We start from the raw sequence: 24,173 nt of genomic DNA, 5'->3' as shown, positions 1-24,173 counted from the left end.
ATGAGACGCGCAAAGATCGTCGCCACCCTCGGGCCGGCAACATCGAGTTATGAAAACATCAGGGCGATCGTCGAGGCAGGAGTGGATGTCGCCCGCATGAACCTCAGCCACGGCAGCTACGACGTGCACGAGGAGGTTTACTCCAACGTCCGCCGCGCGAGCAAGGACTCCGGTCGCGCCGTGGCGGTGCTCGTGGACCTCCAGGGCCCCAAGATCCGTCTCGGCAAGTTCGAGAACGGCCCGTACGACCTCGCGGTCGGTGACATCTTCAAGATCACGATCGAAGACATCGTGGGCAACAAGGAGATCTCCGGCACCACCTTCAAGGGCCTGCCGCACGACGTGAAAGAGGGCGATCCGCTCCTCATCGACGACGGCAAGGTCAAGCTCAAGGTGCTCTCCACCGACGGAACTGTCGTCACGACCGAGGTCGTCGTCGGCGGAGCGGTGAGTAACAACAAGGGAATCAACCTGCCGGGTGTCGCCGTCAACGTGCCGGCCCTCTCCGACAAGGACGAGGCCGACCTGCGCTGGGGCCTCCGCCTCGGAGCCGACCTCATCGCGCTCTCCTTCGTGCGCAATGCCGAGGACATCATCCGCGTGCACGAGATCATGGAGGAGGAGGGCGTCAAGCTTCCGGTGATCGCCAAGATCGAGAAGCCGCAGGCCGTCGACAACCTCGAGGCCATCATCGACGCCTTCGACGGCATCATGGTCGCCCGTGGCGACCTCGGCGTCGAACTTCCGCTCGAGGCGGTGCCGATCGTGCAGAAGCACGCCGTTGAGCTGTCCCGCCGCATGGCGAAGCCGGTGATCGTGGCCACGCAGATGCTCGAATCGATGATCTCGAGTCCGATCCCCACCCGCGCCGAGACCTCGGACGTGGCAAACGCCGTGCTCGACGGAGCGGATGCCGTGATGCTGAGCGGTGAGACGAGCGTGGGCGAGTACCCGGTCATCACGGTTCAGACGATGGCCCGCATCATCAAGTCGACCGAGGAGCATGGACTCGAGCGCATCCCCCCGCTCGGAACCAAGCCGCGCACCCAGGGCGGCGCGATCACCCTCGCCGCCGCGGAGGTCGCCGAGTTCGTCGAGGCCAAGTACCTCTGCGTGTTCACCGAGAGCGGCGACTCCGTGCGCCGGATGTCGCGCCTGCGCCACCACATCCCGATCATCGCCTTCACCCCGGAGGAGGGCATCCGCAACCGCCTCGCCTGGGTGTGGGGCACCGAAACCTACCTGGTGGACCGCAAGACCCACACCGACGCCCTGTTCGGCCAGGTTGACGACGTTCTGCTCGGCTCGAGCCGGGCCGACATCGGCGAGAAGGTCGTCGTGATCGCCGGGTCCCCTCCCGGAATCTCCGGCGGCACGAACGACATGCGGGTGCACCGTGTGGGCGACGCCCACAACGCGGTCGCGCCGGCGTACGCGGCGGAGTAGCCCGCCCGCGCCCGCTCTCCACCTTCCGCTCCACCTTCCGAAATCCATGCAATCCTGCTCAACACGCCGTCGGGCAGGAGCAACACGCCGAGGTAGGGCGAGAAATGCATGGATTTCGGAAGGGGCGGGGAGGGCGGATCCGCACCTGAGTCTGGCCGTCTGCTGTGAAGCTGGCGGCCAGTCTCAATTCTGGCTTTAGTGTGGAAATCACTATCGACGGCTCCGCGGCAGCGGGGCCGTCACTCATCGGGACTGCGACGTCGCGGGTGCGAGACGAGCGGTCACACAGTGATCGGGAAGGACTCCACCATGGCCGAAATCGAGAATGCCGCAGGACCATTCGACACCTCGGAGGGCCCGCAGGGCCACGACATCCGGGACTGGACAGACCTGGGCCGCGAGATGTGGTCGTACCTGACGGGCCGCGGCGCGGCCGTCAACTACAGCTTCATCGACATGACGGTGGAGGTGCCGCGCGACATCGGCCCCGACGCCCCGCGGGCCACCTGGAAGCTCAACGGCACTCTCCGCGTCACCACGAGTGACGACCTCGCCGCCGGCTCAGATCCGCATCGCGCCTGACCATGGCGTCCCCAGCCCGCCTGGACATCGACCTCACCTTCTCGCTCGTGGAGCCGGGGACCCCCGACTCGACGAGCGACTCGCTCGAGGGCACGGTGACGGCCAGCGGCACCCACGTCGAGGTCTATGCCAGCAAGCCTGAACTCTTCGTGCAGCGCCGGGCAGTGAAGCTCTCCGACCTGCGAGCGATCGCGGCCGAGGTCGCCGCGCTCGGACTCACCGTGTCGTTCTCCGGGCCGCACGGGCTGATCGGGCGAATCGGTGCCGTGAACGCCCCGCTGAACCAGCGTCTGGTCACCCGTTCGCCGCACATTGTGCTGGGCAGCACCAAGGCGCTCGCCCCGCTTCTGCGCCGGCCGGATCCGTCGGCCGCGCAGTCCATCCTGTTGCCACCGCCCACCCTGTTCCCGCTCGTGCCGACGGTGAGCCGGAGGGTGCGGCGACGGGTGACCACCACCCACTACACGCCGGGATCCGGCCGGCCCAGGCTGATCTTCGTGGTCGGGTCGGAGAACTGGGACGGCCGACCGCCGCGGGAGTTCGACCTTCTGCCCACGGTGACGCGGATCGGATCGAGCGAACAGGCGCACCTGCGGCTCGAGGGCCTCGACCCCGTGCACGCCGAGATCCGGCACGACGAGAACGACGAGTACGTGTTCTACCCTCGCGGAGAGGTCGCCGGGGGTGTTGAGCGGGAAAAGGGCGTCGGCCAGATCCTGCGCACCGGCGCCCGGATCGAGATGGGCCAGTGGCCATGGCTTTCTTCCGCGAGGAGTATGCGGACCACGGGCGCCCGTTCGGCGGCCGTGTGGGCGGAGAGTTCGCCGTGCAGAAGCCACAACCCGGCCGCGCCGAGCGGGGGCCGGACGGAATCGCCCGGCCAGACTAGGGTCAGCCGAGCGACGCGACGGCTCCCACAACCACGAGCGGCGTGGTGATGCCCAGCACGAGTGCATGGCTCACCGACCCCAGCAGGAGTCGGCGGATTCCGTGCAGTCCGTGATTGCCGACCACGAGCAGGCTCGCCCCCCGTGCCGCCTCGCCGAGCACGTCCTGGGCCCTGCCGCGGGCGAGAAAGTGTTCGACGCTCACGCCGGGGTAGTCCCGGGCCACGGTCGCGAGCGCCTCGTCGAGCACATGCCGGTGCATGGTCTCGAGCGACTCGAGGAAGTCGTCGTCCGGAACGTAGACGTCCTGCCAGACCGCGGGCTCGAGCCAGGCGTGCACGACGCGCAGCGACTCGCTCCGGCGCAGCGCCTCCTCGGCGGCGAAGGTGAGGGCTCCGTGGGACGACGGTGATCCATCGACCCCCACGACGATGCCGCTGCCCTCCCCGCCGTCGGCCGGCACGATCGCGACGGGTCCCCGGGCGGATGCCGCGAGCCGCGAGCCCACGGACCAGTTGTAGCGGAACGAGGGCGAGGCCTTCGCGGGCGCGCCGACCACGATGAGGGTGGTGGACGACGAGTATCGGCCGAGCTCCTCCGCCGGGTCACCCTGCACGAGTTCGGACTCGATGGCGATTGCCGGGTAGGCCTCCCGGATGCGGTCGGCGTCTTCCATGAGGGCGATCCGCGCGGCGGCGGCCGGGGAGTTGGCCGCGAAGAACTCGGAGGCCGCGATGTGTTCGTCCGATGCCTGCACCAGATGCAGTTCCTTGCCGACGCCCCTCTCGACTGCCCAGTCCACCGCCGCCCGTGCGGAGGCCGTGCCATCCCAGCCCACTACCGTCTTCTCGATCACGTCGTGCCGCCCTTCGTGCGTAACCATTCCTGTGCTGCGAAACTATCCAGCGCGTCGACGGACGACTAGGGGCTTTGGTCACAGGTGCCGCGGCGCGCCCGGCTACGCTGGCCTCAGCGCGGTCGGGCGGCGACGTGGCCGCCCTCGAGGGACTCGATGGAGGTGTGCGTGTCACACGACATCGCCTCGGACGCGGCACCCTCGCGAAGGGAACGCCACCATGCCGTCCGCTCGCGCATCCGCGGCAGGGGCTACTTCCGGCGCCTCGGTCCCGGGATCGTCACGGGGGCCGCCGACGACGATCCATCGGGCATCGGCACCTACTCCCAGGTAGGGGCGGCCACCGGCAACCGTCTGCTCTGGAGCGCTCCCGTGCTCCTCCCGCTGGCGTTCGCGGTGCAGGAGGCCTGCGCGCGGCTGGCCCTCGTCACGGGCAAGGGACTCGCGGGCATCATCCGGGATCGGCTGCCCCGACCGCTGCTGTTCCTCTGCGTGGCGCTCGTCACCATCGCGAACACGGTGAACATCGCCGCCGACATCGGGTCGATGTCCGCCGCCCTCCGACTGCTCGTGCCGGTGCCGCAGTTCCTCGGGGTTGTCGGGTTCGGCGTGTTGATCGTGCTCGCCGAGATCTACGTGCCGTACCACCGTTACGCCAAGGGCCTCCGCTGGTTGTGCCTGTCGCTGCTCGCGTATGTCGCCGTGCTGTTCGTCGCGAACGTGGACTGGCCGCAGGTGGGACTTTCGCTCCTCGTTCCGCGCATCGACTGGGGGAAGACGGACATCGCCCTATTGATCGGCCTCGCCGGCACGACGATCTCGCCGTACCTGTTCTTCTGGCAGTCCGCCGAGGAGATGGAGGCCAGGGCGGCTGAGAAGGACTACGCCGTCAACGAGATGCACATTCGGGCGATGCGCGGCGACGTCTTCGCCGGGATGGCCACGGGGGTGTTCGTGATGGCGGCGATCATGATCACCGCCTCCGCCACGCTGCACCGCGCGGGCATCACCACCGTTCAGACGGCAGAGCAGGCCGCGCAGGCCCTCACTCCGCTCGCCGGGCCGTTCGCCGGGGTGCTCTTCCTGCTCGGAATCGTGGGGACCGGCCTCCTCAGCGTTCCGGTGCTCGCCGGCGCCACCTCATACGCGATCGCCGAGACCTTCGGCTGGCGGGAGAGCCTGGAGCGTCGGCCCAGCCAGGCGCGGGCCTTCTACGCGGTGATCCTCGTGTCCATCGTCGTGGGGCTCGCCCTCAACCTGATCGGCCTCGACCCCATCCAGTTCCTGTTCATCGCCGCCGTCACGAACGGGCTGGCCGCGCCCATCCTCATGGCGGTGATCTGGTGGTTGGCCAGGGACGAGCGGCTGCTCGGCCGCTGGAGAAGCCCCCTCTGGTCCCGCCTCCTGCTCGGCGGGGCGATCGTCGCGATGACCGCGCTGCCGGTGCTCTGGCTCATCGCCCCGGCTTGAGGGCCCGCCCGGTCGGGAGTGCGCCCGGGCGTGCCGATGGCCGGGAGCGTGTCGCCCCCGGCCATCGGCCGATCCGTGCTGCTGGTGCTACTGGCCCGCCGTGGCGCCCTGAAGACGCTCGGCGATCTTCTGAATCTGCGCGCCGTATCCGCCGCTCAGGGCGGTGGCCTCCGCCTTCGTGGCCTCGACGCCCGCCTGCGGGGCCGGCGCGTTCTTGATCGCCGTGAGGTCGGACTGCAGGTTGGCCGGCAGCTGGGCGAACAGGTCGGGGTGCCCGATGAGGGTCGTGGCGACCTTTTCGGCCGACTGACCGAGGTCCTTGCCCTGGGCGATGTCGCTGCGGAGCTCGTCGCGAAGCGATCCGGCGAACGGATGCTTCGCGCCGCTCTTGAGGTTGGTCGCGGCCGACTTGATCTCCTGGCCGTATCCACCGGCGAGGGCAGTGGTCGAGATCTTCTCGGCGTCCTTGGTCGCGTCGGCGGCCGGCGCCTTCGCGAGCGTGCCGAGGTCGGTCTGGAGCGCGGCCGGAAGCTTCGTGAGAAGCTCGGTCTTACCGACGGCGAGCACGGCGAGCTTCTGTGCCTTCGCGCCGTCGACGGTGGACTGGAAGAACGCCTCGCGAATCTGCTTGGCGACGGTGGCGCCGAAGGCGTGGCCGTGGTGGCCGTCCGTGTGAGCCGACGCGGAGGCGCTGGCCGTGGGGGTCGAGGGGGTGAGGGGGGATGCCGATGCACCGGCGACACCGACGCCGAGGAGTGCTCCGGCGGTGAGCACGGATGCGGCGCCGACGGCGATGCGCTTCTTCAGGGGGGTGTTGAACACGGCGTTGCTCTGGTTCTGAGTCATTGCGAATACCTCTCTCTAACCCGCGGCCGATTCCGGCAGGAGGCCGAAGCTGGCCGCATTTGGGCACCGGGCGAGCGTAGGCAGTCGGTCTGGGTCCGCGGTCCGTGGGCGCTGGCAATCCTCCGGGTTTTTGGCGAGTCGACCGCGCGGGCGCGGCAATGACGCTGGCCGGAGAATCTGGGTTTGCCTCTTCGCGGCGTGCCTAGGCCAGGTAGGAGTTGACGATGAGATCTCCGCGCACCTCGCGCAGTTCGTCGAGCACTCTCTCGATGAGGGTCGCCGACACTCCGGATGCCTGGATGTCGTGCGGTCCGATGGGCTGCAGCTTGCCGCAGCGCACCCGGATCACCTCCCAGCCCGCCGAGCGCAGCAGCCGGTCCTTTCGGCGGTCGGTCTGCTCTCGCCGCCCCACGTGTTCGAGGCCGTCCCGGCCGGTGGTGTCGTATTCGATGGCGACCCGCAGTTCGGCGATCACGATGTCGGGCCAGACCTCGACGTGGCTGAAGAACGGTCGAGGCACCCGCACCGCATTCTGCGCCAGGTCGACCGCCAGCCGCGTGGAGAGTCGCTGCCGCAGGTCGGCCTCGGCCGCGGAGGCGGTGGCCGGGGCCCAGGGGCTGGAGAACGCCTCGCCGACCTCGACCCGGTCGGCCGCGGCGCGCGCGTGCAGGCAGGTTCGGCAGCGACTGCCGCCGAGCATCCGCTCGATCGTGGCCTCGTAGCTGCCGTGCCCCTTCGGGCAGAGCCAGGTGTAGCGGCGGCCGACCCGGGTCTCGTCCGCCAGCTGCCCGCGCATCCGGGGGGCCACGATCGACAGCAGCTCGTCGCGAGTGACCGGCGCGCTGTCGAGGCGCAGGCACAGGGAGCAGCGGTCGTCTGCTGGCCCCGCCCCGCCGGGAGCGGCCTCGATTCGATCCGGATCCCGCGGATGCCCGCAGGCGTACGGGGCGAGTTCAGGTGGGGACGCCGCGGATTCGGGCGCGGCGCTCTTCCAGGCGGCCGTCGGGGTCGGGGCCCGACGTCGAACCGCGAGCGCCGCACAGTCCGGGCACCAGGTGGAGCGTCTGCGGGAGGTTCCCGGGCGCTGCCGCTGCTCATCCGGCGTGGCCACGAACCGGTGCCCGGAGTCGCATTGCCACACGAGGTAGACGTCGGCGGCCGGCGGCACCTGGGTGAGGGTGATGCCGTGATTGAGATCGGGATGGTACTGCCGCACCAGCACGGGATAGCGCTCCCAGTCCGCGCGGAACCGCCCGATCTCGTACGGCACGGTCGTGCCCTTTGACCACTGGCGCCTGGACCACCACTGCTCGACCCGCTCCGGCATCGAAGACCCTCCTCGAGCGGCAGCCTAGAACCGACCACCGTCACGGCCCGCGCCCTGGTCGCGCATCCTGGCAAGCAGGCTGTAGCTGTTGGGCACCCGGCCGTCCCACGCCGCAGCCGCGGCACCGTCCGGTCGCCAGAACGGTTCGGGATGCTCCGCAAAATGCTCGATCGCGAACCCACCGCGCACGAGGGCCATCACGAGCTCGGCAAGGGTGTTCTGCCGTTCCACCGCACCGTGGGCGGGAAAGGTGTCGTTGACGTTGGTGCGGGCGAAATAGCTGCGATCCGCACGCACCCGGATCTCGTCGGTGTCCCACGCCCACAGTGGCACCAGCGGGTGCGCCTCGTAGATGAAGAGGTGGCCGCCGGGCCGCAGCAGACGGGTCAGCTCCATGAGCCAGGCCGCGAGGTCGTCGACCCAGATGAGCGCGCCTTTTCCGGTGTAGATCAGATCGGCGCATCCGGAGTCCAGCGTGCTGTTCGGCATTTGCGCCACCAGGTAGTGGCAGGGTACTCCCAGCTCGTGCGCGCGCCGCTGTGCGGAGGCGACGGCGGTCGGGCTGTAGTCGACGCCGACGACCGACCGCGCACCGAGGCTGACCAGAGCGACGTCGTCGATCCCGTGTCCGCTCATCGGGTGCACGACGTCGGCTCCGGCCTCCAGAAGCGGCCGAAGAAGCCGCTCTTCGGTCGGCAGCAATGTCGCGGTACGGGCCTCGGTGAGCAGGGCCTCGTATTCGCGAATGTGCTTCTGAGACGCCACTTCCCAGGCGCGCCTTGTCTCGTCATCGATGTTCCCCACCGTTCCAGTATGTCCTGCACTCTCGCGGCGCGTGCGCGGCACGGGCCGCGACTGATCTCTCTCTTGCGGTATTTCCCCGCTGTCTCCAGACTCCTGTGTGTGAGGGGTCGATTCCCGAGACCCCGGCGCACCACCCGACGAGCTCTGGAGGACAGCATGGACGACACAACGGATTCAGAATCGGTTGCCGACGCGTTCGACGACCGCACGATCGACCTCGCGACTTTCGATACCGACGTCACCATGGAGGACTGGGCGACGAAGTATCGGGTAGGCGACATCCGCCTCAGCCCGTACTTCTTCTTCACCCCGATCGAGACGCTCACCCCCACCAAGACCGTGGGCCTCGGCCGCACCAACCTCACCCTCATCATGGCGACGATCGTGCAGACGGATGCCGCTGCCCCCTACGCGGGATTCGATCGCCAGGCGACCCCGTCGCGCAATCCGGCGGTGTCGATGCATTTCGCGCCGAGCGCCTACGGAATCAGCACTGTCGGCACCTACGTGATGACCTTCACCGTGGAGACGAACGGTCCGAGCACGTTCACGGTGGGCGGCTACGCGGGCTCCGGAACGCTGTCCGGCGCCGGCGCCAAGCCGGTCAACGGCAGGCAGACGATCACGCTCATCCTCAAGGACGTGCAGCCGTCGCAGCAGGTCTACGGGTCGATCGAGCAGACGGCCGGGTCGTCGTGGCTCTGGTACTCGACGAGGGTGAGTTACCCGCCGCTCGTGTTCCAGCTCTAGGGGTCAGACCCGAAAGACATCGTTGAGGGTGACGGTTCTCAGGTTGCGTTCCCGGATGATCTCCAGCAGTTGCGGGTACACCGTGGTCACCGGCGCGAAATTGGCGTGCCCGATCACGATGTGTTGCGGCAGAAACCAGGTGGTCGCGAAGTCCACAACCTGCTGAGGGGTGATGAGGCCGGAATCGGACAGCGAGCCGTACCACATGACCGGGGCACGATAGCCGATGCTCGCGGCGACCGCCTCGGTGCGGGCGTTCGTGTAGCCGTATGGCGGACGGTAGAACGGCGCGGAACTCACCCCGTAGAGGTTGCGGATGAACCGGTCGTTCTTCTGCAGTTCGCTCACGATCCCGGCGTCCGAGAGCTTGAGGAGATTCGGGTGCGAGAAGGTGTGGTTGCCCAGCTGGATCTGGCCACTCTCGACCATCGGGCGCAGGGCCGGGGCGTTGTCCGTCCATGACGGGTTCTGGCCGTTGACGAAGAAGGTGAGTCTGGTGCCACTGTCACGGGCGAATCGGGCGTACGCGGCCACGACGGCGCTGTTGGTGCCGTCGTCCACGGTCCAGGCCAGGAGGTTGCCCTTTCCGGGCAGGCTGTAGATCTTGCCGCCCGGCAGGGGCACCTTCACGAGCGCCGGCGGCTCGACGGGAGGCGTCGTAGGGGTCGTGGAGGGCGTGGGGGACGAGGTGGGCGGCGTCGGTGTCGGTGTCGCTGTCGGTGATGCCGTCGGGGAGGAGGTCGGCGAGGGGGTCGGGAGGGCGCTCGGCGAGTCGGTGGGACTGGGGGAGGATCGGGCGTTCGGTTCGATCGGATACCGGTCGATGGCGCAGCCCGCGAGCGAGAGTACGGCGGCAGCAGCCAGGGCCGTGAGCAACTCTCGACGTTCCACGAAGTCAACCTATCCGAAGTGCCTCCCGGCGCCACGCAGGCCGGGACTCGATCCTCGCCGCGACCGGACTCCGCCTGGCGTGACCTAAGTCCCTTCATTGTCAATTCAGTGGACCGTAGTCTCGGGATTCGCGCACGGAGCGTCGGAAGGTTGACGATGGCAAAGAGCACCGGAATCGCAGAGCTCGATGCGCTCTTCACCGCGCGAAAGGGCCGCGTCGATTTCGTCGACGTTCCGGAACTCGCATTCTTCTCGATCGACGGAGGGGGCGCCCCGGCCGGCCCGGAGTTCCAGGCGGCGCTGAAGGCCCTCTACGCCGTGAGCTATGGCGCCCACTTCCTGGTGAAGAAGCAGACCGGTGCCGCCCCGCGGGTCATGCCGCTCGAGGCTCTCTGGTGGGCGGAGGGCGCCACCGCGGATCAGCTCGCCCATCCGGAGTCCTTCACCGAGTCCGACCGGGGCACCTGGCGATGGCGCGCGATGATCGCCCAGTTGCCGCCCATCGACGAGACGGTCATCCAACGCGCGATGGAGCAGGCCCGGGCGAAGGGCGGCGCGATCGGTGCACTCCGCTTCGAACGGTGGGCGGAGGGCCCATCCGCCCAGATCATGCACGTCGGGCCCTACGCCACCGAGTCCACGAGCATCGCCGCTCTGCACGCGGGCATCGCCGCCCGCGGTTCGCGACCCCGGGGCAGACACCACGAGATCTATCTGGGCGATCCGCGCAGTGCGGCCCCCGAGAGGCTTCGCACCATCCTTCGCCAACCCGTCGAACCGTCAGCCTGACCCGTTGGGCACCAGGAAGCGGAGTCGCACACAGTCCGGCGCCGGCCAACATGGTGCTCGCCGCCACGCGGGTCGCCGCCGATCGCGATCGAGAGCGACGGGTCGCAGACCTCGCTCAAGAATCGCTAGCCCTTTCCCGGGTGATCGCCGCCGCCCGGGTGTTTGTCTGGCGGACCGGTCTTGCGTGCCGCGGCCCCGTCGCTCACCGTGACCGTGACGGTCCCGCCCCGGGAGATGCTGGAGCCGGCGCTCGGATCGGACGACACGACAGTTCCTGCCGGCAGCGCCGAGGAGACCACCTCGCCCTGGGCGAAGGCCAGTCCGATCTGCTCGACGAGTCGTTTTGCGGCGGAGACGCTCTGGCCGACGACGTTCGGCATCCGGATGGTCGACCCCCGCAGCAGCGCGGGCGGCGGTTCCGGGAACGCGTGACCTGCGCCGTAGACCGCGCTCGCGTCGAGCGATGCGAGAATCGGCCTCATCACGGCGGTGCGGAGGTTCGAGGCGAGGGTGCCGCCGATGGAGATGCGACGCAGGTTCTGAAAGCCCGTGATGTTGCCGATCCACACCGCGGTCGAGGTCTGCGAACTGGCCGCCACCATGTAGCTGTGCAACGCCTCGGCGGTGCCGGTCTTGCCGAGGAGGGGCGTGCCATCCCGGGGGTTCGCGCTCGCGCCCGTACCGCCGGGCTGGAGTGGGCCCTGCAGGTCGAAGGCGGCGGCGGCTGCCACCTCCGGCGAGATCACCTGGCTGCAGCTCTGTGCCTGGCCCGGCAATTCCTTCCCGTCCGGCGCGATGATGCGGTCGACGGCGATCGGCTGGCAGAGCTTGCCGCCACCCGCCACGGTGGCGTAGGCGTTCGCCATGGTGAGCGGTGACGGGGTGTTCGTGCCCAGGATCGTGCCCGGGTCGTGGGCGAGTTCGCTGTCGTCCGCGTTGTGCACGCCCATCGAGGTGGCGACGTCCCGGATGTCGCAGAGGTCCAGCTTCGACGCCATGTTCACGAAGGCCGCATTGACCGATCCCTTGGTGGCGGCCAGCACGTTCATCTGCCCCTGGCTCACCCCGCTGTCGTTCTTCGGGGAGTAGCCGCGGGCAACGGTGTAGACGCCGCCCGGGTCGCACCGGGACGGGAACGACCGGTACGAGCGGATGTTCGCGTCCACGTATTCCTGCAGCCCGTGGCCGTTCTGCAGCCAGTTGACGAGGGTGAAGAGCTTGTAGGTGGAGCCGGTGGGGAATCCGGACGACCCGCCGTACCTCTTGTCGGTATTGAAGTTGATGGCGGTGGACTCAGCCGGGTCGGCCAGGCCGGTTTCGTCGAACGCCTTGTTCTGCGCCATGGTGATGATGCGACCGGTGCCGACCTGCACCGTGCTGACCGCGCTGCCGAGCGCGAACCGGGTCTCCCTGGCCGGGGTGCGCGCCGCGAGGTCGGCCTCGGCGACCTCCTGCTGGTCGAGGTCGATCGTCGTGTAGACCGAGTATCCGCCGCGCTCCCACGCCGCCTGGCGGGCGGCCGGCGTCGCGCCGAGACTCGTCAGGTCTTTGACACTGTTCATCACGTAGTCGCAGAACGGCTTCGCCGCCGAGGCGTACGAGCAGCCATTGGTGGCGGCACTGAGCTTCACCGTGGTGGCGTCGACCGGCACCGCGATCGCCTCGTCGAACTGCTGCCGGGAGATCATCGACTCGTCGAGCATGCTTCCGAGGATGGCGTCCCGGCGGCTCTGGTTGCGTTGCCAGTTGTCGGGCGAGCCCGGGGCGCGCAGGTTCGGCTGCTGCACGATGGCGATGAGGCTCGCGGCCTGGGCGAGGGTGAGCGCCTTGGCCGTCGTGGAGTAGTACTGCTGAGCTGCGGCCTCGATGCCGTAGGTGTTGCCGCCGAACCCGGCGATGTTGAGGTAGGCGAGCAGGATCTGGTGCTTGCTGTAGCGCTTCTCGAGTCCGACGGCGAGCTTGGCCTCCCTGAGCTTTCGATCGAGGGTCGTCGCCTGGGCCGCGGCCTTGGCCGCAGCGAGCTTCTTGCGGTCCGTGATGGTGGCGATGGCCTGCTGGATGGCCAGTTGCTTCACGAGCTGCTGCTCGATGCTCGAGGCGCCCTGGAGCTTCTTTCCGGCGAGGTTGTTGAGGGTGGCCCGGGCGATGCCCGCGAGGTCGACGCCGCCGTGCCGGTAGAACCGCACGTCCTCCGCGGCCACGAGGGCGTCCTTGGCGAAGTCGGAGACGGCATCCCACTTCACCTCCTGCCGGTTCTGGTCGTAGATCTGGGCGAATTGCACCGGTTGACCGGCGCGCAGGCCGTAGAGCACCGTGCGCTGCGACTGCTGGCCGAGGGTCACGTACTCGGGCAGCCGGTCGAAGACGTTCAGCGCGCCCATTGTCGCCTTGCTCGTGATGGCGATCATCGGGGTGAACAGTGCGGCGACAAGCACACCGGCGATCACGCTGAATCCGAGCAGGCCGAGAAGGCCGCCGAAGGCCGACGAGGCGGTCGGCTTCAGGGAGGTCTCCGTCATCCAGTCCGTGCCCGCCATAGTCTGAGGGTACCTCAGTAAAGAGAATGGGGCGGCTGCGCCACGCTAGAGCCCGAATCCGCCGTCGCTCGTCAGCACCTGACCGACCATCCAGCGGCCCTCGTCGGTGGCGAGCCAGCCGATGAGGCGGGCCGGATCGGTGGGCCGGCCGAAGCGACCGAATGGCGTCTCACGCACGGCGCGTTCGATCTCGTCGAGGGGGCGATCCGTGGTCTCCGGGTCGAGATAGCCGGTGTTGACCGGCCCGGGATTGACGGTGTTGAGCACGATGCCCCACGGCAGGAGTTCGCTCGCCACGGTGGGGGTCACCCCGGCCAGGGCCGCCTTGCTGGTGGCGTAGGCGACCTCCCCGCGCACGGCGCCGTGGAGTTGTCCGGAGGTCATCCAGATCACTCGTCCCGTGGCGAATTCGTCCACCGGCCCGGGCGGCGCCGCGCGCTCTCCCGGGCGCAGCGGAGCGGAGCCGCCGTGCCCGCTGAACTGTTCGGCGAACGCCCGGGTGAGCAGGAGCGTCGAGCGGGTGTTGACGTCCCAATGGCCGTCAAGCAACTCGGCCGTCATGTCGAAGATCGAGCCGTCCGAGCCGCTCCTGGCGTGGTTGCAGATGAGGATGTCGAGTCTGCCGGTGAGCGCCCGGGCGGCCGTCACGAGGGCGTCTGCCGCGGCGGGCTCCGCGAGGTCCAGTGACAGATCCCCGAAGGCGGCACCCTCGCGTTGCGCCGAGACGATCCCCGAGCGCACCTCGGCCAGATCGTCCGCACCCCAGGGCTGGCCGGCATCGTGGGGAACGAAGTGCTGGATGAACACGTCGGCGCCGAGTTCGGCCAGCTGCCGGGCGACGGCGAAACCGATTCCCTTGCGTCGGGAGACCCCGGTGACGAGCGCGGTCTTGCCGAGCAGTGCGGCGGTCTGGTGCATGCGGAGGCTCCAATGCGGGGCGGGAATCGCGTCCCTCGAGCCTCGCACACGAGGACTGGCGTCCCATCCCGTCAAGTCGTTGACGGCTCATTGCCCTTCCCCCCACGCCCGCCGAGTGCAATCATGAGCGAATCGCAACGACGCGGTCGAGGAGGACCAGATGAGCGATTCCACCGGCAATTTCACACCCCCCGAACCCGCCACGGCCGCGTGGACCGAGGTCGGGGGAGAACCACCGGACGAGGCCGAACCGCCGGACAAGTACGTGTTCGAGGTGGAGAAGGGCCTGTGGGACCAGCGCTTCGCCTGGATCACCGGAATCGTGACGGGGATCGCGATCCTGCTGGAGATCATCCTCACGGCATCCATCACCTCCTCGATCGGACTCGCCTCCGCCGCCCAGACGGTGGGGAAGGGGGACGTGATCAACGGCACCTTCGTCGAGCGGTTCGGCGCCTACCTTGCCGTGATTGCCCTGATGCTGGGGGTGGCCATCATCACTTTCGGCGGCTGGCTCGCCGCCCTCGAACTGCGCGGGCGGCTCTCGGTCGCCAAGCCCACCACGGTCACCGTGGCCGCCCCGCCCGGCAGCAAGGAGTTGTCCGGGTTCGAGCCCTCCGTCGTGCTCGAGGCGGTCGGATCGATGGCGGAGAAGCTCGGCCGGGTGCGCGGAACGGTGGCCGTCTTCGTGGCGGGAATCGTGCTCGCCGTCTGCGCGCTTGCGGTCGGCGCCACGCTCATCGCGGCCTCCGCGGTCTCCGGCGACACGGAGCCATCACCGAGCGCGACAAGCACCACGACACCGACACCCAGCCCGACGCCGTCGAGCCGGTGACCGCGGTGGCATCCGAGAACCGGGCCGCGGCCCGCCCGTTAATTGTGCCGGTGGGGGGACTCGAACCCCCACGCCCTTTCGAGCAAAGCATTTTGAGTGCTCCGCGTCTGCCATTCCGCCACACCGGCGCACGATAACGTCTCAAAGAATACCGTAGGCTTTAGCGCGTGACAGACCAGGAAAGCGCTCCTCAGACCCCCCGCCGCGTTGTTGTGGCCGAAGACGAGTCGCTCATTCGCCTCGACATCGTCGAAACGCTCCGGGACGCCGGATTCGAGGTCGTCGGCGAGGCCGGTGATGGCGAGACTGCCGTCGCCCTCGCGACCGAGTTGCGACCAGACCTCGTGATCATGGACGTGAAGATGCCCCTCCTCGACGGCATCTCCGCCGCCGAGAGGCTCTCCAAGAACCACATCGCCCCGGTCGTGCTTCTCACGGCGTTCAGCCAGAAGGAGCTCGTCGAGCGAGCCACCGAGGCCGGCGCCCTCGCCTACGTGGTGAAGCCGTTCACGCCCAACGACCTGCTGCCCGCGATCGAGATCGCTCTCGCGCGCTACGCCCAGATCATCACCCTCGAGGCCGAGGTGAGCGACCTCGTCGAGCGTTTCGAGACCCGCAAGCTCGTGGACCGCGCCAAGGGCCTGCTCAACGAGAAGATGGGGCTCACTGAGCCGGAGGCGTTCCGCTGGATCCAGAAGGCATCCATGGACCGACGCCTCACCATGCACGATGTCGCCCAGGCGATCATCGAGCAGCTCTCCGCCAAGAAGTAGCCGGCGGGGGTGCACCGCACCCGGAGTTTCCCGTTCCGCCTTGCGCCCGTGGGTCACGCATCTCCGGCGCCTTCGGCACGGGACGGCTCGCGCCTACTGGTCCTTGAGGAAGTTCGTCATCCGCACGGTGGAGAGGCGGCGGCCCTGCTCGTCGCGGATCACGATCTCATGGGTCGCAAGCGTGCGGCCGAGGCTGAGCGCGATGCAGGTGGCCGTGACCGTGCCGCTCGAGATCGATCGGCTGTGCGTGGCGTTGATCTCGATGCCGACCGCGACCCGGCCGGGACCGGCGTGGATGGCCGAGGAGATCGAGCCGAGCGACTCGCCGAGCACGACGTGGGCGCCGCCGTGAAGGATTCCGATCACCTGGGTGTTGCCCTCCACCGGCATAGTCGCCACCGAGTGCTCCGCCGACAGCTCCAGGTACTCGATACCCATCTTGCGCGCGAGTTCGCCGCCGCCGCTGGCGATCAGCCGGTCGAAGAGTTCGGGCGCGAGGTGCTCGGGGAGTTTGGTCATGGGCTTCCTTGGGCTGTGTCTTCGACGTGTCGGCAGCCACGGTTAGGCTGGCTGCGTGCCGGACAACGAAAAGCCTACCCTCCTCGTTATCGACGGGCATTCGCTCGCGTTTCGGGCGTTCTATGCCCTCCCCGTCGACAGCTTCCAGAACCGTGAGGGGCAACACACCAACGCCATTCACGGCTTCATCGCGATGCTGATCAACCTCCTCCAGAACGAGAAGCCCACCCACCTCGCGGTGGCATTCGACATCTCGAGGTACTCCTTCCGCACCCGCGAGTACCCCGAGTACAAGGGCACGCGGGGGGAGACGCCACCGGAGTTCGTGGGGCAGATCCCGCTGCTCGAGGAGGCGCTGCACGCCCTCGGCATCACCACGGTGACGAAGGAGGACTACGAGGCGGACGACATCCTCGCGACCCTCGCCACACAGGGCGCCGCCCAGGGCTACCGGGTGCTCGTCGTCTCGGGCGACCGCGACGCCATCCAGATGGTCAACGACGACGTCACGCTGCTCTACCCCAACGCGCGCGGGGTCTCCGAGCTCAAGCGCTACGACCGGGACGCCGTCTTCGACCGGTACGGCATCGAGCCGCACCAGTATCCGGATGTCGCGGCCCTCGTCGGCGAGACGAGCGACAATCTCATCGGCATCGACAAGGTGGGGGAGAAGACCGCCGTCAAGTGGATCAACCTCTACGGCGGCCTCGACGGGGTGCTCGCCCATGCGGACGAGATCAAGGGCGTCGTGGGCGAGAAGCTGCGCGAGCAGAAGGAGAACGCGATCCGCAACCGGCGGCTCAACCACCTCCTCACCGACGTGGAGCTGCCGGTGGGTCCCGCCGACCTCGCGCGCCGACCCATCGACGAGACGGCCGTTCGCTCGGTCTTCGACCGGCTCCAGTTCCGCACTCTCCTCGAGCGCGTGCTCAAGATCGCCGCCGCCGCCGGAGACACGCTGTCGACGGATGCGACGCAGGCGATCGCCACGGACTCGGACTTCGGCATCCCCGTGGTGCGCACCCTCGTGGACGAGGAGCTCGGGCACTGGCTAGACAAGGTGTCCGGCTCGGGCACGGTGCCGCTCGGCCTGCAGCTGGAATACGGCCCGGAGGGCCTGGCCGGCCTCGGGATCGCGTCGATCGACGACAGCGCCTACGTGCCGTGGGCGCCTGGGCGACCGGACTATGCCGCCCTCGAGAGCTGGCTCGCCGGTCCCGCCCCCAAGTACCTCTATGACTCGAAGCCGGCCATCAAGGCGCTCGAGCGGGCCGGGCTGAAGCTCGGCGGCATCGCGTTCGACACCACGATCGGCGCCTGGCTCGTGAAGCCGGGCGGCCACGCCCAGAACCTCGGCGCCCAGGTCTACGACTTCCTCGGCGACCGCCTCGTCGAGTCCGACCCCAACCAGCTCGTTCCCGAGACCGACGCGCAGAGCGTGGCCACCGAGGCCTGGTACATCCTGCGGGTCACCGAATACCTCGCCGAGCGTCTGGATGCCGGCTCCCGCGCGGTGCTCGACGAGATGGAGGTTCCGCTCATCCCGGTGATCTCCCAGATGGAGCGCACCGGAATCACGGTGAACCGGGAGATCCTCAGCCGGCTCAACCGCGAGCTGGGGGAGAAGGCCGCCGACCTGGCGCGCCAGGCCTACGCCGAGATCGGCGGACGCGAGATCAACCTCGGTTCGCCCAAGCAGCTTCAGCAGGTGCTCTTCGAAGACCTCGGCATGCCCAAGACGCGGTCCAACAAGACCGGATACTCCACCGACGCGGCGTCACTCACCGACCTGCAGGAGCAGAATCCGCATCCGTTCCTCGGCCTGCTGCTTCAGCACCGGGACGCCACCAAGCTCCGCCAGATCGTGGAGACTCTCGAGAAGGCGATCGAACCGGACAACCGGGTGCACACCCGCTACGACCAGACCGGAACGAGCACCGGACGCATCTCGTCCACCGACCCGAACCTGCAGAACATCCCGGTGAAGACCGAGGTGGGCCGCGAGATCCGCTCGGCCTTCGAGAGCGGTCCGGAGTTCACGACCCTGCTCACCGCCGACTATTCGCAGATCGAGATGCGGATCATGGCCCACCTGTCCGGCGATCCCGGACTCATCGAGGCCTTCAACACCGGCGAGGACCTGCACCGGTTCGTCGGCGCGCGCATCTTCGGAGTGGCGCCGGAAGACGTCACCTCGGCGATGCGCAGCAAGGTCAAGGCGATGTCGTACGGCCTGGCCTACGGACTGAGCGCCTTCGGGCTGTCGAAGCAGCTGCGCATCGACAATGCCGAGGCGAAACAGCTGATGACCGACTACTTCACGAGGTTCGGCGCGGTGCGCGAATACCTGCGCAGCGTCGTGGAGCAGGCGAGGGAAGACGGCTACACGGAGACCATCTTCGGGCGTCGCCGTCCATTCGGCGACCTGAAGTCGTCCAACCGGGTGCTGCGGGAGAACGCGGAGCGCCAGGCGCTCAACGCCCCGATCCAGGGTTCGGCGGCCGACATCATGAAGCGCGCGATGCTCGGTGTCGCCCACGACATCACGGAGGGCGGCCTCGCCTCGCAGATGCTGCTCCAGGTGCACGACGAGCTCGTGTTCGAGGTGGCCGACGGCGAGCTGGAGGCGCTCACCGCGATCGTCACCGACCGCATGAGCCACGCCGCCGACCTGAAGGTGCCGCTCGACGTGCAGGTGGGCACCGGCAAGAATTGGGACGCGGCGGCACACTGAGTGTCGGCCGCCCGGAGAATCACGACACCGACGGAGCACTGACCATGGCCAGGAAGACCGCACCGGCCCTCGCCGGGCTGCTCGCCGAGGAATCGATCCGGCTGGGCCGGTCGGCGGTGGACCGGGATGACGCCATCCGGCAGGTCGGCGCCGCCCTGCGCGAGTGCGGCGCTGTCGACGATTCGCACGTCGAGGCGATGCTCGAGCGGGAGAGGTCCGTGTCGACCTACGTCGGGGAGGGCATCGCGATCCCGCACGCCACCTTCGCCGGCAGCGATGCCGTGTGCCGCGATGCGCTCGTGATCGTGCAGTTTCCGGCGGGCGTGGACTGGGACGGCCACGACGTGCGGGTCTGTGTGGGCATTGCCGCGCAGGGCAACGGACACATTGCCTTGCTCTCACAGCTAGCCACGGTGCTTCTCGCGCGAGACAATGCAGCAACGCTTTGCGCGGCGACCTCACCGGACCAGGTTCTCGGGTTGCTGCGCCCGAAGCACTCGAAGTAGACCGCGAAGACACCGCGCACGCCCGTAAGGAGTCAGAAATGCCAGAACGCACCGTCTCGGTCGCATCGAGCATCGGCCTGCACGCGCGGCCGGCCGCCCTGTTCAGCCAGGCCGCGGCCAAGGCGGGGGTGCCGGTGACCATCACGAATGCGGCGGGCAAGACCGTGAACGCCGCGAGCATCCTCGGCATCCTGTCCCTCGGCGTGGACCACGGAGACCAGGTCACCATCGCCGCCGACGGCGAGGGTGCGGATGCGGCCCTCGACATTCTCGCTGAACTCCTGGGCCGCGACCTCGACAAGGAGTAGCCGCCGACTCGCCGGAATGGCGGCCTCCCGGCCGATCGGCCCCCTGTCATAGGCTCGGGGCATGACTGATTCCACCGAGACCCACGAGGTCCGAACCCCCACACCGATCGATGCCATCGCCGAAGCCTGGGTCGACACCGAGCTCGACCTTTTCCCCGAGTACCGCGTGTACCTCGGCCGGGAGGGCAGGGAGGGCGAGTACGCCGACTACTCACCGGCCGGCGCCGAGCGGGTGATCGCCGAGGTGAAGAAGACCCTCGCCCAGATCGAGGCGTCCACCCCTGTCGACGCCGTCGACGCGGTGACCAAGATGGACCTGGCCCGGGAGCTGCAGCTCCAGATCGACAAGCACGAGGCCGGCTTCGACCAGCGTGATCTCAACGTGATCGCCTCCGCGCCGCAGGGCCTGCGGGAGATCTTCGACCTCATGCCGACAGACTCCGAGGAGGACTGGTCGCACATGGCCACGCGCATGCGCAACCTCCCGGCGGCCATGAACGGCTACATCGAGACCCTGCGCACCGGCATCGCCGCCGGCAACGTGCCGGCCATCCGCCAGATCCGCGAGGTGGTGGCGCAGGCCGCCAAGCAGGTCGCGGACACCGGCTTCTTCTTCCAGCTCGCGAGCGGGGCGAAGGCGGGGGAGTCCGAGCTGCCGGAGTCGCTGAAGAGCGACCTCGCGTCGGCGGCCAAGGAGTCGGCCGCCGCCTACGCGGTGCTCTCCGACTTCCTGCAGAACGAGCTCGCGCCGCACGCTCCGGAGCGGGATGCCGTGGGCCGCGAGATCTACGCGCTCGCCTCGCGGGACTTCCTCGGCGCCGTCGTCGACCTCGACGAGACCTACGAGTGGGGCATCGAGGAGCTGGCCAGGATGACCTCCGAGCAGGAGGCCATCGCCCGTGAGATCAAGCCGGGTGCCTCGGTGCTCGAGGCGATCGCCTTCCTCGACGAGGACAGCTCGCGCAAGCTGCACGGCACCGACGCGCTGCAGAAGTGGATGCAGGAGACCAGCGACCGTGCCGTCGAGGAGCTCTCGCGGGTTCACTTCGACATCCCCGCCGAGGTTCGGCGGCTCGAGTGCATGATCGCCCCCACCCAGGAGGGAGGCATCTATTACACGCCTCCCACCGACGACTTCTCCCGGGCGGGACGCATGTGGTGGAGCGTGCCCGAGGGTGTCACCGAGTTCGACACCTGGCGCGAGCTCACCACGGTCTATCACGAGGGCGTTCCCGGGCATCACCTCCAGATCGGGCAGGCCGTCTACAACAAGGCGCTGCTCAACACCTGGCGCCGCAACGCCGGCACCTCCGGCCATGCGGAGGGCTGGGCGCTCTACGCCGAGCGCCTCATGGAGCAGCTCGGCTACCTCGACGACCCGGCCGACAGGCTGGGCATGCTCGACGGCCAGCGGATGCGCGCCGCCCGCGTGGTGCTCGACATCGGCGTGCACCTCGAGAAGACGCTGCCAGACGGCTCCGGGCCCTGGACTGGCGACTACGCGTTCGAGTTCCTCGGCAACAACGTGAACATGAGCCCGCAGTTCGTGCGCTTCGAGGTGAACCGCTACCTCGGCTGGCCGGGGCAGGCGCCGTCCTACAAGATCGGGCAGCGCATCTGGGAGCAGCTTCGCGATGAGTCGGCCAGCCGTGAGGGCGCGGACTTCGACATCCGCGCGTTCCACAAGAAGGCGCTCGACATCGGGGGCGTCGGCCTCGACACCCTCAAGGCGGCGCTTCTGCAGTAGTCGTGTCGGCCGCACCCGGCGACGGGTCGCCGTATCGCGCGGTCGTGGGGGGAGCCCTTGACGGGCTTCACCCGCGGCTGCGCGCCTACTTCGGCGCCATCCCGGTCGGCAGCCTCGGCCGGGGCGAGGGCGTCTTCGACGTGGTGGGCACCCCGCGCCGGTGGCTCTGGCCCGCTCTCTGGGTTCTCGGCCGTCAGGGGGTGCTGTTCGCGGTGTGGCAACGCGACGTGCCGTTCACCGTAATCAACCGCCCGATCGTCGACGCCGCCGGCCGCACCGCGGTGGCCGCTCGTGGAGAGCTTCGACGACGAGTCGGGCCTGCAGCAGGTCAGCGTGACGATCGACGCGCCGCTGGTCGGTAGGCTCTACGAATACTCGGGGTCGTTCCGCTACGGCATCCGCACGGGGGAGGCTGGATCGTGACCGATCATGTCGTGATCGCCGGGGCATCCGGATTCATCGGGCACTATCTCGCAGACGCCTTCAGGGGCGAGGGGGCACGGGTGTCCACCGTCGGGCGTGCGGGCGCGGATGCCGAATGGGATGACACCGCCGCCATCGCGCGGCTGCTCGACGGCGCCGACCTGCTCATCAACCTCGCCGGCAAGAGCGTGAACTGCCGGTACACCCCGGCGAACCGGGCGGAGATCCTCCGCTCGCGAGTCGACACGACCCGGGAGTTGGCCTCCGCCATCCGCGCCTGCGCCACCCCGCCACCCCTCTGGATCAACTCGTCAACTGCCACCATCTACCGCCACTCCGACGACCGGCCGATGACCGAGTCGACGGGGGAGCTCGGCGAGGGCTTCTCGGTGAGCGTGGCGAAGGCGTGGGAGGAGGCGTTCTTCGCCGACGACCTACCGGGAACCCGCCGGGTGGCGCTCCGGATGGCGATCGTGCTCGGCGACGGCAGCGCCCTCGTGCCGTTGCGCCGGCTGGCCCGCGTCGGACTCGGCGGCCCGCAACTGGACGGGCCGTGGTTCTCCACGCCGGCCAGGCGTGCGGCGGGCACCTACCACGCGTTCCGCACCCCGCACGGCGCGCAGAGATTCAGCTGGATCCACATCGCCGACGTGCTCGGCATCATCAGCTTCGTGCGCGACCACGGCGACATCCACGGGGCGGTCAACGCCAGCTCGCCGAATCCCACCGACAGCGTCGGCTTCATGGCGCGCCTGCGCGACGTGCTCGGCGTGCCGTTCGGCCTGGCCGCGCCGCGCTGGATGCTGGAGATCGGCTCGGCGCTGATCCGCACCGAGACCGAACTCGTCTTGAAGAGCCGATGGGTCGTGCCGGAGCGCCTCAAGGCCGCCGGCTACCGGTTCGAACATCCCGTTCTCGACCGGGCCCTGCGGGACATCGTCAGCCGATGAGGCCGTTGCGCGCGACCGAGGTGGCGCGGGGCCTGACAGGGCGGTAGACTAGAACGTCGCAATTCTGCGAAGTTTCATCCGCCTGCCTGTCGCGGGACTCTGCACGTCAGAGACACAGCACGTCAGAGACACAACCCCTAGCAAGACCAAGAGAACCACCCTGCGACCGGCCAAACACATGTCCATCCTGGAGCAACTACTACATGACAATCGTAACGACCGAAAAGGCACCGAAGCAGGTCGCCATCAACGACATCGGATCTGCTGAAGATTTTCTTGCCGCGGTCGAAAAGACTCTCAAGTTTTTCAACGACGGCGACCTCATCGAAGGAACCGTTGTAAAGATCGATCGTGACGAGGTCCTCCTCGACGTCGGTTACAAGACCGAGGGTGTCATCCCCTCCCGCGAACTCTCCATCAAGCACGACGTGGACCCCACCGAGGTCGTCCAGGTCGGCGATGTTGTCGAAGCCCTCGTCCTCCAGAAGGAAGACAAAGAAGGCCGCCTCATCCTCTCCAAGAAGCGCGCTCAGTACGAGCGTGCGTGGGGCGACGTGGAGAAGATCAAGGAGTCGGATGGCGTCGTCACCGGTTCGGTGATCGAGGTCGTCAAGGGTGGCCTCATCGTCGACATCGGCCTCCGTGGCTTCCTGCCGGCATCGCTCATCGAGCTGCGCCGCGTGCGGGACCTCACGCCGTACCTCGGCCAGGAGATCGAGGCGAAGATCCTCGAGCTCGACAAGAACCGCAACAACGTTGTGCTTTCGCGTCGCGCACTCCTCGAGCAGACCCAGTCCGAGAGCCGCACCACGTTCCTCAACAACCTCGCCAAGGGCCAGGTTCGCAAGGGCGTCGTGTCGTCGATCGTCAACTTCGGCGCATTCGTCGATCTCGGCGGGGTCGACGGACTCGTTCACGTCTCCGAACTCTCATGGAAGCACATCGAGCACGCCTCAGAGGTCGTCGAAGTTGGCCAGGAGGTCACGGTCGAGATCCTCGAAGTGGATCTCGAACGCGAGCGCGTTTCGCTGTCGCTCAAGGCGACGCAGGAAGACCCGTGGCAGGTGTTCGCACGCACGCACGCGATCGGTCAGGTTGCCCCAGGAAAGGTCACCAAGCTGGTTCCGTTCGGCGCGTTCGTGCGCGTCGCAGAGGGAATCGAGGGTCTTGTCCACATTTCGGAACTCTCCGGCAAGCACGTCGAGCTCGCCGAGCAGGTCGTTTCGGTCGGTGACGAGGTCTTCGTGAAGGTCATCGACATCGACCTCGAGCGTC

General features: G+C 68.3%; 23 protein-coding genes and 1 tRNA gene. 15 read left to right on the top strand and 9 right to left on the bottom strand.

Features of this window, described 5'->3' with window-relative positions:
* The 3 genes from pyk to ACHZD8_RS03630 all read left to right on the top strand — a co-directional run bounded on the left by pyk (position 1) and on the right by ACHZD8_RS03630 (position 2,966).
* A complete protein-coding gene (gene pyk / locus ACHZD8_RS03640) occupies positions 1-1,446 on the top strand; it encodes a pyruvate kinase (protein ID WP_394768784.1) in 1,446 nt (481 codons plus the stop codon).
* A gap of 309 nt (positions 1,447-1,755) precedes the next feature.
* Positions 1,756-2,028 (top strand): hypothetical protein, encoded by a 273-nt coding sequence (locus tag ACHZD8_RS03635; protein WP_394768783.1) that lies wholly within the window; start codon positions 1,756-1,758, stop codon positions 2,026-2,028.
* Positions 2,029-2,030: 2 nt separating this feature from the next.
* Positions 2,031-2,966, top strand: a complete 936-nt coding sequence (locus ACHZD8_RS03630) for an FHA domain-containing protein (RefSeq protein WP_394768781.1) — start codon at positions 2,031-2,033, stop codon at positions 2,964-2,966.
* Here the strand turns inward: ACHZD8_RS03630 and ACHZD8_RS03625 are convergent.
* Positions 2,920-3,798 carry a universal stress protein gene (locus ACHZD8_RS03625; protein WP_394768780.1) on the bottom strand — a complete coding sequence of 293 codons (879 nt, stop codon included), beginning with the start codon at positions 3,796-3,798 and terminating at the stop codon, positions 2,920-2,922. The two genes, ACHZD8_RS03630 and ACHZD8_RS03625, sit on opposite strands and share 47 nt — an antisense overlap.
* A 141-nt stretch (positions 3,799-3,939) precedes the next feature.
* On the opposite strand from ACHZD8_RS03625, the gene ACHZD8_RS03620 reads away from it, so the two are divergent.
* On the top strand, positions 3,940-5,241 hold the full coding sequence (locus tag ACHZD8_RS03620; RefSeq protein WP_394768779.1) for an Nramp family divalent metal transporter: 1,302 nt from the start codon (positions 3,940-3,942) through the stop codon (positions 5,239-5,241).
* Between the two features lie 87 nt (positions 5,242-5,328).
* On the opposite strand, the gene ACHZD8_RS03615 is transcribed toward ACHZD8_RS03620, so the two are convergent.
* From ACHZD8_RS03615 to ACHZD8_RS03605, 3 genes are all read right to left on the bottom strand, one after another.
* On the bottom strand, positions 5,329-6,087 hold the full coding sequence (locus ACHZD8_RS03615; protein WP_394768778.1) for a hypothetical protein: 759 nt from the start codon (positions 6,085-6,087) through the stop codon (positions 5,329-5,331).
* A gap of 202 nt (positions 6,088-6,289) precedes the next feature.
* On the bottom strand, positions 6,290-7,414 hold the full coding sequence (locus ACHZD8_RS03610; protein ID WP_394768777.1) for a zinc-ribbon domain-containing protein: 1,125 nt from the start codon (positions 7,412-7,414) through the stop codon (positions 6,290-6,292).
* Between the two features lie 24 nt (positions 7,415-7,438).
* Positions 7,439-8,179, bottom strand: a complete 741-nt coding sequence (locus ACHZD8_RS03605; protein ID WP_394768775.1) for a class I SAM-dependent methyltransferase — start codon at positions 8,177-8,179, stop codon at positions 7,439-7,441.
* 195 nt (positions 8,180-8,374) lie between these two features.
* On the opposite strand from ACHZD8_RS03605, the gene ACHZD8_RS03600 reads away from it, so the two are divergent.
* Positions 8,375-8,968: a hypothetical protein gene (locus ACHZD8_RS03600; RefSeq protein ID WP_394768774.1), complete on the top strand. Its 594-nt coding sequence runs from the start codon at positions 8,375-8,377 to the stop codon at positions 8,966-8,968.
* Between the two features lie 3 nt (positions 8,969-8,971).
* Here ACHZD8_RS03600 and ACHZD8_RS03595 read toward each other — a convergent pair whose 3' ends face one another.
* Complete coding sequence (locus ACHZD8_RS03595) at positions 8,972-9,859, bottom strand: polysaccharide deacetylase family protein (protein WP_394768773.1); 888 nt, start codon at positions 9,857-9,859, stop codon at positions 8,972-8,974.
* Between the two features lie 156 nt (positions 9,860-10,015).
* Between ACHZD8_RS03595 and ACHZD8_RS03590 the strand changes: the two genes are divergently transcribed.
* Positions 10,016-10,648 (top strand): hypothetical protein, encoded by a 633-nt coding sequence (locus ACHZD8_RS03590; protein ID WP_394768772.1) that lies wholly within the window; start codon positions 10,016-10,018, stop codon positions 10,646-10,648.
* Positions 10,649-10,773: 125 nt separating this feature from the next.
* On the opposite strand, the gene ACHZD8_RS03585 is transcribed toward ACHZD8_RS03590, so the two are convergent.
* Together ACHZD8_RS03585 and ACHZD8_RS03580 are read right to left on the bottom strand one after the other, a co-directional pair.
* Positions 10,774-13,185 (bottom strand): transglycosylase domain-containing protein, encoded by a 2,412-nt coding sequence (locus ACHZD8_RS03585; RefSeq protein ID WP_394768771.1) that lies wholly within the window; start codon positions 13,183-13,185, stop codon positions 10,774-10,776.
* A 45-nt stretch (positions 13,186-13,230) separates the two neighbouring features.
* Positions 13,231-14,103, bottom strand: a complete 873-nt coding sequence (locus tag ACHZD8_RS03580) for an SDR family oxidoreductase (RefSeq protein WP_394768770.1) — start codon at positions 14,101-14,103, stop codon at positions 13,231-13,233.
* Between the two features lie 160 nt (positions 14,104-14,263).
* Between ACHZD8_RS03580 and ACHZD8_RS03575 the strand changes: the two genes are divergently transcribed.
* The gene (locus tag ACHZD8_RS03575; RefSeq protein WP_394768769.1) at positions 14,264-14,938 is read left to right on the top strand and encodes a hypothetical protein; all 675 of its coding nucleotides are present in this window, start codon (positions 14,264-14,266) and stop codon (positions 14,936-14,938) included.
* A 45-nt stretch (positions 14,939-14,983) separates the two neighbouring features.
* On the opposite strand, the gene ACHZD8_RS03570 is transcribed toward ACHZD8_RS03575, so the two are convergent.
* Positions 14,984-15,066 (bottom strand) — tRNA-Leu (locus tag ACHZD8_RS03570).
* Positions 15,067-15,105: 39 nt separating this feature from the next.
* Between ACHZD8_RS03570 and ACHZD8_RS03565 the strand changes: the two genes are divergently transcribed.
* Entirely contained in the window at positions 15,106-15,711 is a 606-nt protein-coding gene (locus tag ACHZD8_RS03565) for an ANTAR domain-containing response regulator (RefSeq protein WP_147782294.1), read from the top strand.
* A 93-nt stretch (positions 15,712-15,804) separates the two neighbouring features.
* Here ACHZD8_RS03565 and ACHZD8_RS03560 read toward each other — a convergent pair whose 3' ends face one another.
* Positions 15,805-16,230, bottom strand: coding sequence for a hotdog fold thioesterase (locus tag ACHZD8_RS03560; protein WP_394768768.1), 426 nt, complete (start codon positions 16,228-16,230; stop codon positions 15,805-15,807).
* A 55-nt stretch (positions 16,231-16,285) separates the two neighbouring features.
* Here ACHZD8_RS03560 and polA point away from each other — a divergent pair, with 55 nt between their 5' ends.
* The 7 genes from polA to rpsA all read left to right on the top strand — a co-directional run.
* On the top strand, positions 16,286-18,964 hold the full coding sequence (gene polA / locus ACHZD8_RS03555; RefSeq protein ID WP_394768767.1) for a DNA polymerase I: 2,679 nt from the start codon (positions 16,286-16,288) through the stop codon (positions 18,962-18,964).
* Positions 18,965-19,008: 44 nt separating this feature from the next.
* On the top strand, positions 19,009-19,470 hold the full coding sequence (locus ACHZD8_RS03550) for a PTS sugar transporter subunit IIA (protein ID WP_394768766.1): 462 nt from the start codon (positions 19,009-19,011) through the stop codon (positions 19,468-19,470).
* 38 nt (positions 19,471-19,508) lie between these two features.
* Entirely contained in the window at positions 19,509-19,778 is a 270-nt protein-coding gene (locus ACHZD8_RS03545; protein ID WP_394768765.1) for an HPr family phosphocarrier protein, read from the top strand.
* 61 nt (positions 19,779-19,839) lie between these two features.
* Positions 19,840-21,525, top strand: a complete 1,686-nt coding sequence (locus ACHZD8_RS03540; RefSeq protein WP_394768764.1) for a DUF885 domain-containing protein — start codon at positions 19,840-19,842, stop codon at positions 21,523-21,525.
* A 2-nt stretch (positions 21,526-21,527) separates the two neighbouring features.
* Positions 21,528-21,887: a DUF4166 domain-containing protein gene (locus tag ACHZD8_RS03535; protein WP_394768763.1), complete on the top strand. Its 360-nt coding sequence runs from the start codon at positions 21,528-21,530 to the stop codon at positions 21,885-21,887.
* Positions 21,888-21,944: 57 nt separating this feature from the next.
* The gene (locus ACHZD8_RS03530) at positions 21,945-22,898 is read left to right on the top strand and encodes an epimerase (protein ID WP_394768762.1); all 954 of its coding nucleotides are present in this window, start codon (positions 21,945-21,947) and stop codon (positions 22,896-22,898) included.
* Between the two features lie 203 nt (positions 22,899-23,101).
* Positions 23,102-24,173: 30S ribosomal protein S1 (gene rpsA, locus ACHZD8_RS03525; protein WP_394768761.1), on the top strand; the 1,072-nt coding region annotated here is incomplete at its 3' end.

It is taken from the genome of Lacisediminihabitans sp. (genome assembly GCF_043726815.1).
Lineage (GTDB): Bacteria > Actinomycetota > Actinomycetes > Actinomycetales > Microbacteriaceae > Lacisediminihabitans.
Note: the sequence above shows the minus strand (reverse complement) of the source record. Positions and strands in the feature narration are given on the sequence as shown.

What these genes read in the sequence shown, in the direction of transcription:
- pyk (WP_394768784.1), top strand. Translation starts at nt 1, where the DNA reads ATGAGACGCGCAAAGATCGTCGCCACCCTCGGGCCGGCAACATCGAGT.
- ACHZD8_RS03635 (WP_394768783.1), top strand. Translation starts at nt 1,756, where the DNA reads ATGGCCGAAATCGAGAATGCCGCAGGACCATTCGACACCTCGGAGGGC.
- ACHZD8_RS03630 (WP_394768781.1), top strand. Translation starts at nt 2,031, where the DNA reads ATGGCGTCCCCAGCCCGCCTGGACATCGACCTCACCTTCTCGCTCGTG.
- ACHZD8_RS03625 (WP_394768780.1), bottom strand. Translation starts at nt 3,798, where the DNA reads ATGGTTACGCACGAAGGGCGGCACGACGTGATCGAGAAGACGGTAGTG.
- ACHZD8_RS03615 (WP_394768778.1), bottom strand. Translation starts at nt 6,087, where the DNA reads ATGACTCAGAACCAGAGCAACGCCGTGTTCAACACCCCCCTGAAGAAG.
- ACHZD8_RS03610 (WP_394768777.1), bottom strand. Translation starts at nt 7,414, where the DNA reads ATGCCGGAGCGGGTCGAGCAGTGGTGGTCCAGGCGCCAGTGGTCAAAG.
- ACHZD8_RS03600 (WP_394768774.1), top strand. Translation starts at nt 8,375, where the DNA reads ATGGACGACACAACGGATTCAGAATCGGTTGCCGACGCGTTCGACGAC.
- ACHZD8_RS03590 (WP_394768772.1), top strand. Translation starts at nt 10,016, where the DNA reads ATGGCAAAGAGCACCGGAATCGCAGAGCTCGATGCGCTCTTCACCGCG.
- ACHZD8_RS03585 (WP_394768771.1), bottom strand. Translation starts at nt 13,185, where the DNA reads ATGGCGGGCACGGACTGGATGACGGAGACCTCCCTGAAGCCGACCGCC.
- ACHZD8_RS03580 (WP_394768770.1), bottom strand. Translation starts at nt 14,103, where the DNA reads ATGCACCAGACCGCCGCACTGCTCGGCAAGACCGCGCTCGTCACCGGG.
- ACHZD8_RS03575 (WP_394768769.1), top strand. Translation starts at nt 14,264, where the DNA reads ATGAGCGATTCCACCGGCAATTTCACACCCCCCGAACCCGCCACGGCC.
- ACHZD8_RS03560 (WP_394768768.1), bottom strand. Translation starts at nt 16,230, where the DNA reads ATGACCAAACTCCCCGAGCACCTCGCGCCCGAACTCTTCGACCGGCTG.
- ACHZD8_RS03550 (WP_394768766.1), top strand. Translation starts at nt 19,009, where the DNA reads ATGGCCAGGAAGACCGCACCGGCCCTCGCCGGGCTGCTCGCCGAGGAA.
- ACHZD8_RS03545 (WP_394768765.1), top strand. Translation starts at nt 19,509, where the DNA reads ATGCCAGAACGCACCGTCTCGGTCGCATCGAGCATCGGCCTGCACGCG.
- ACHZD8_RS03540 (WP_394768764.1), top strand. Translation starts at nt 19,840, where the DNA reads ATGACTGATTCCACCGAGACCCACGAGGTCCGAACCCCCACACCGATC.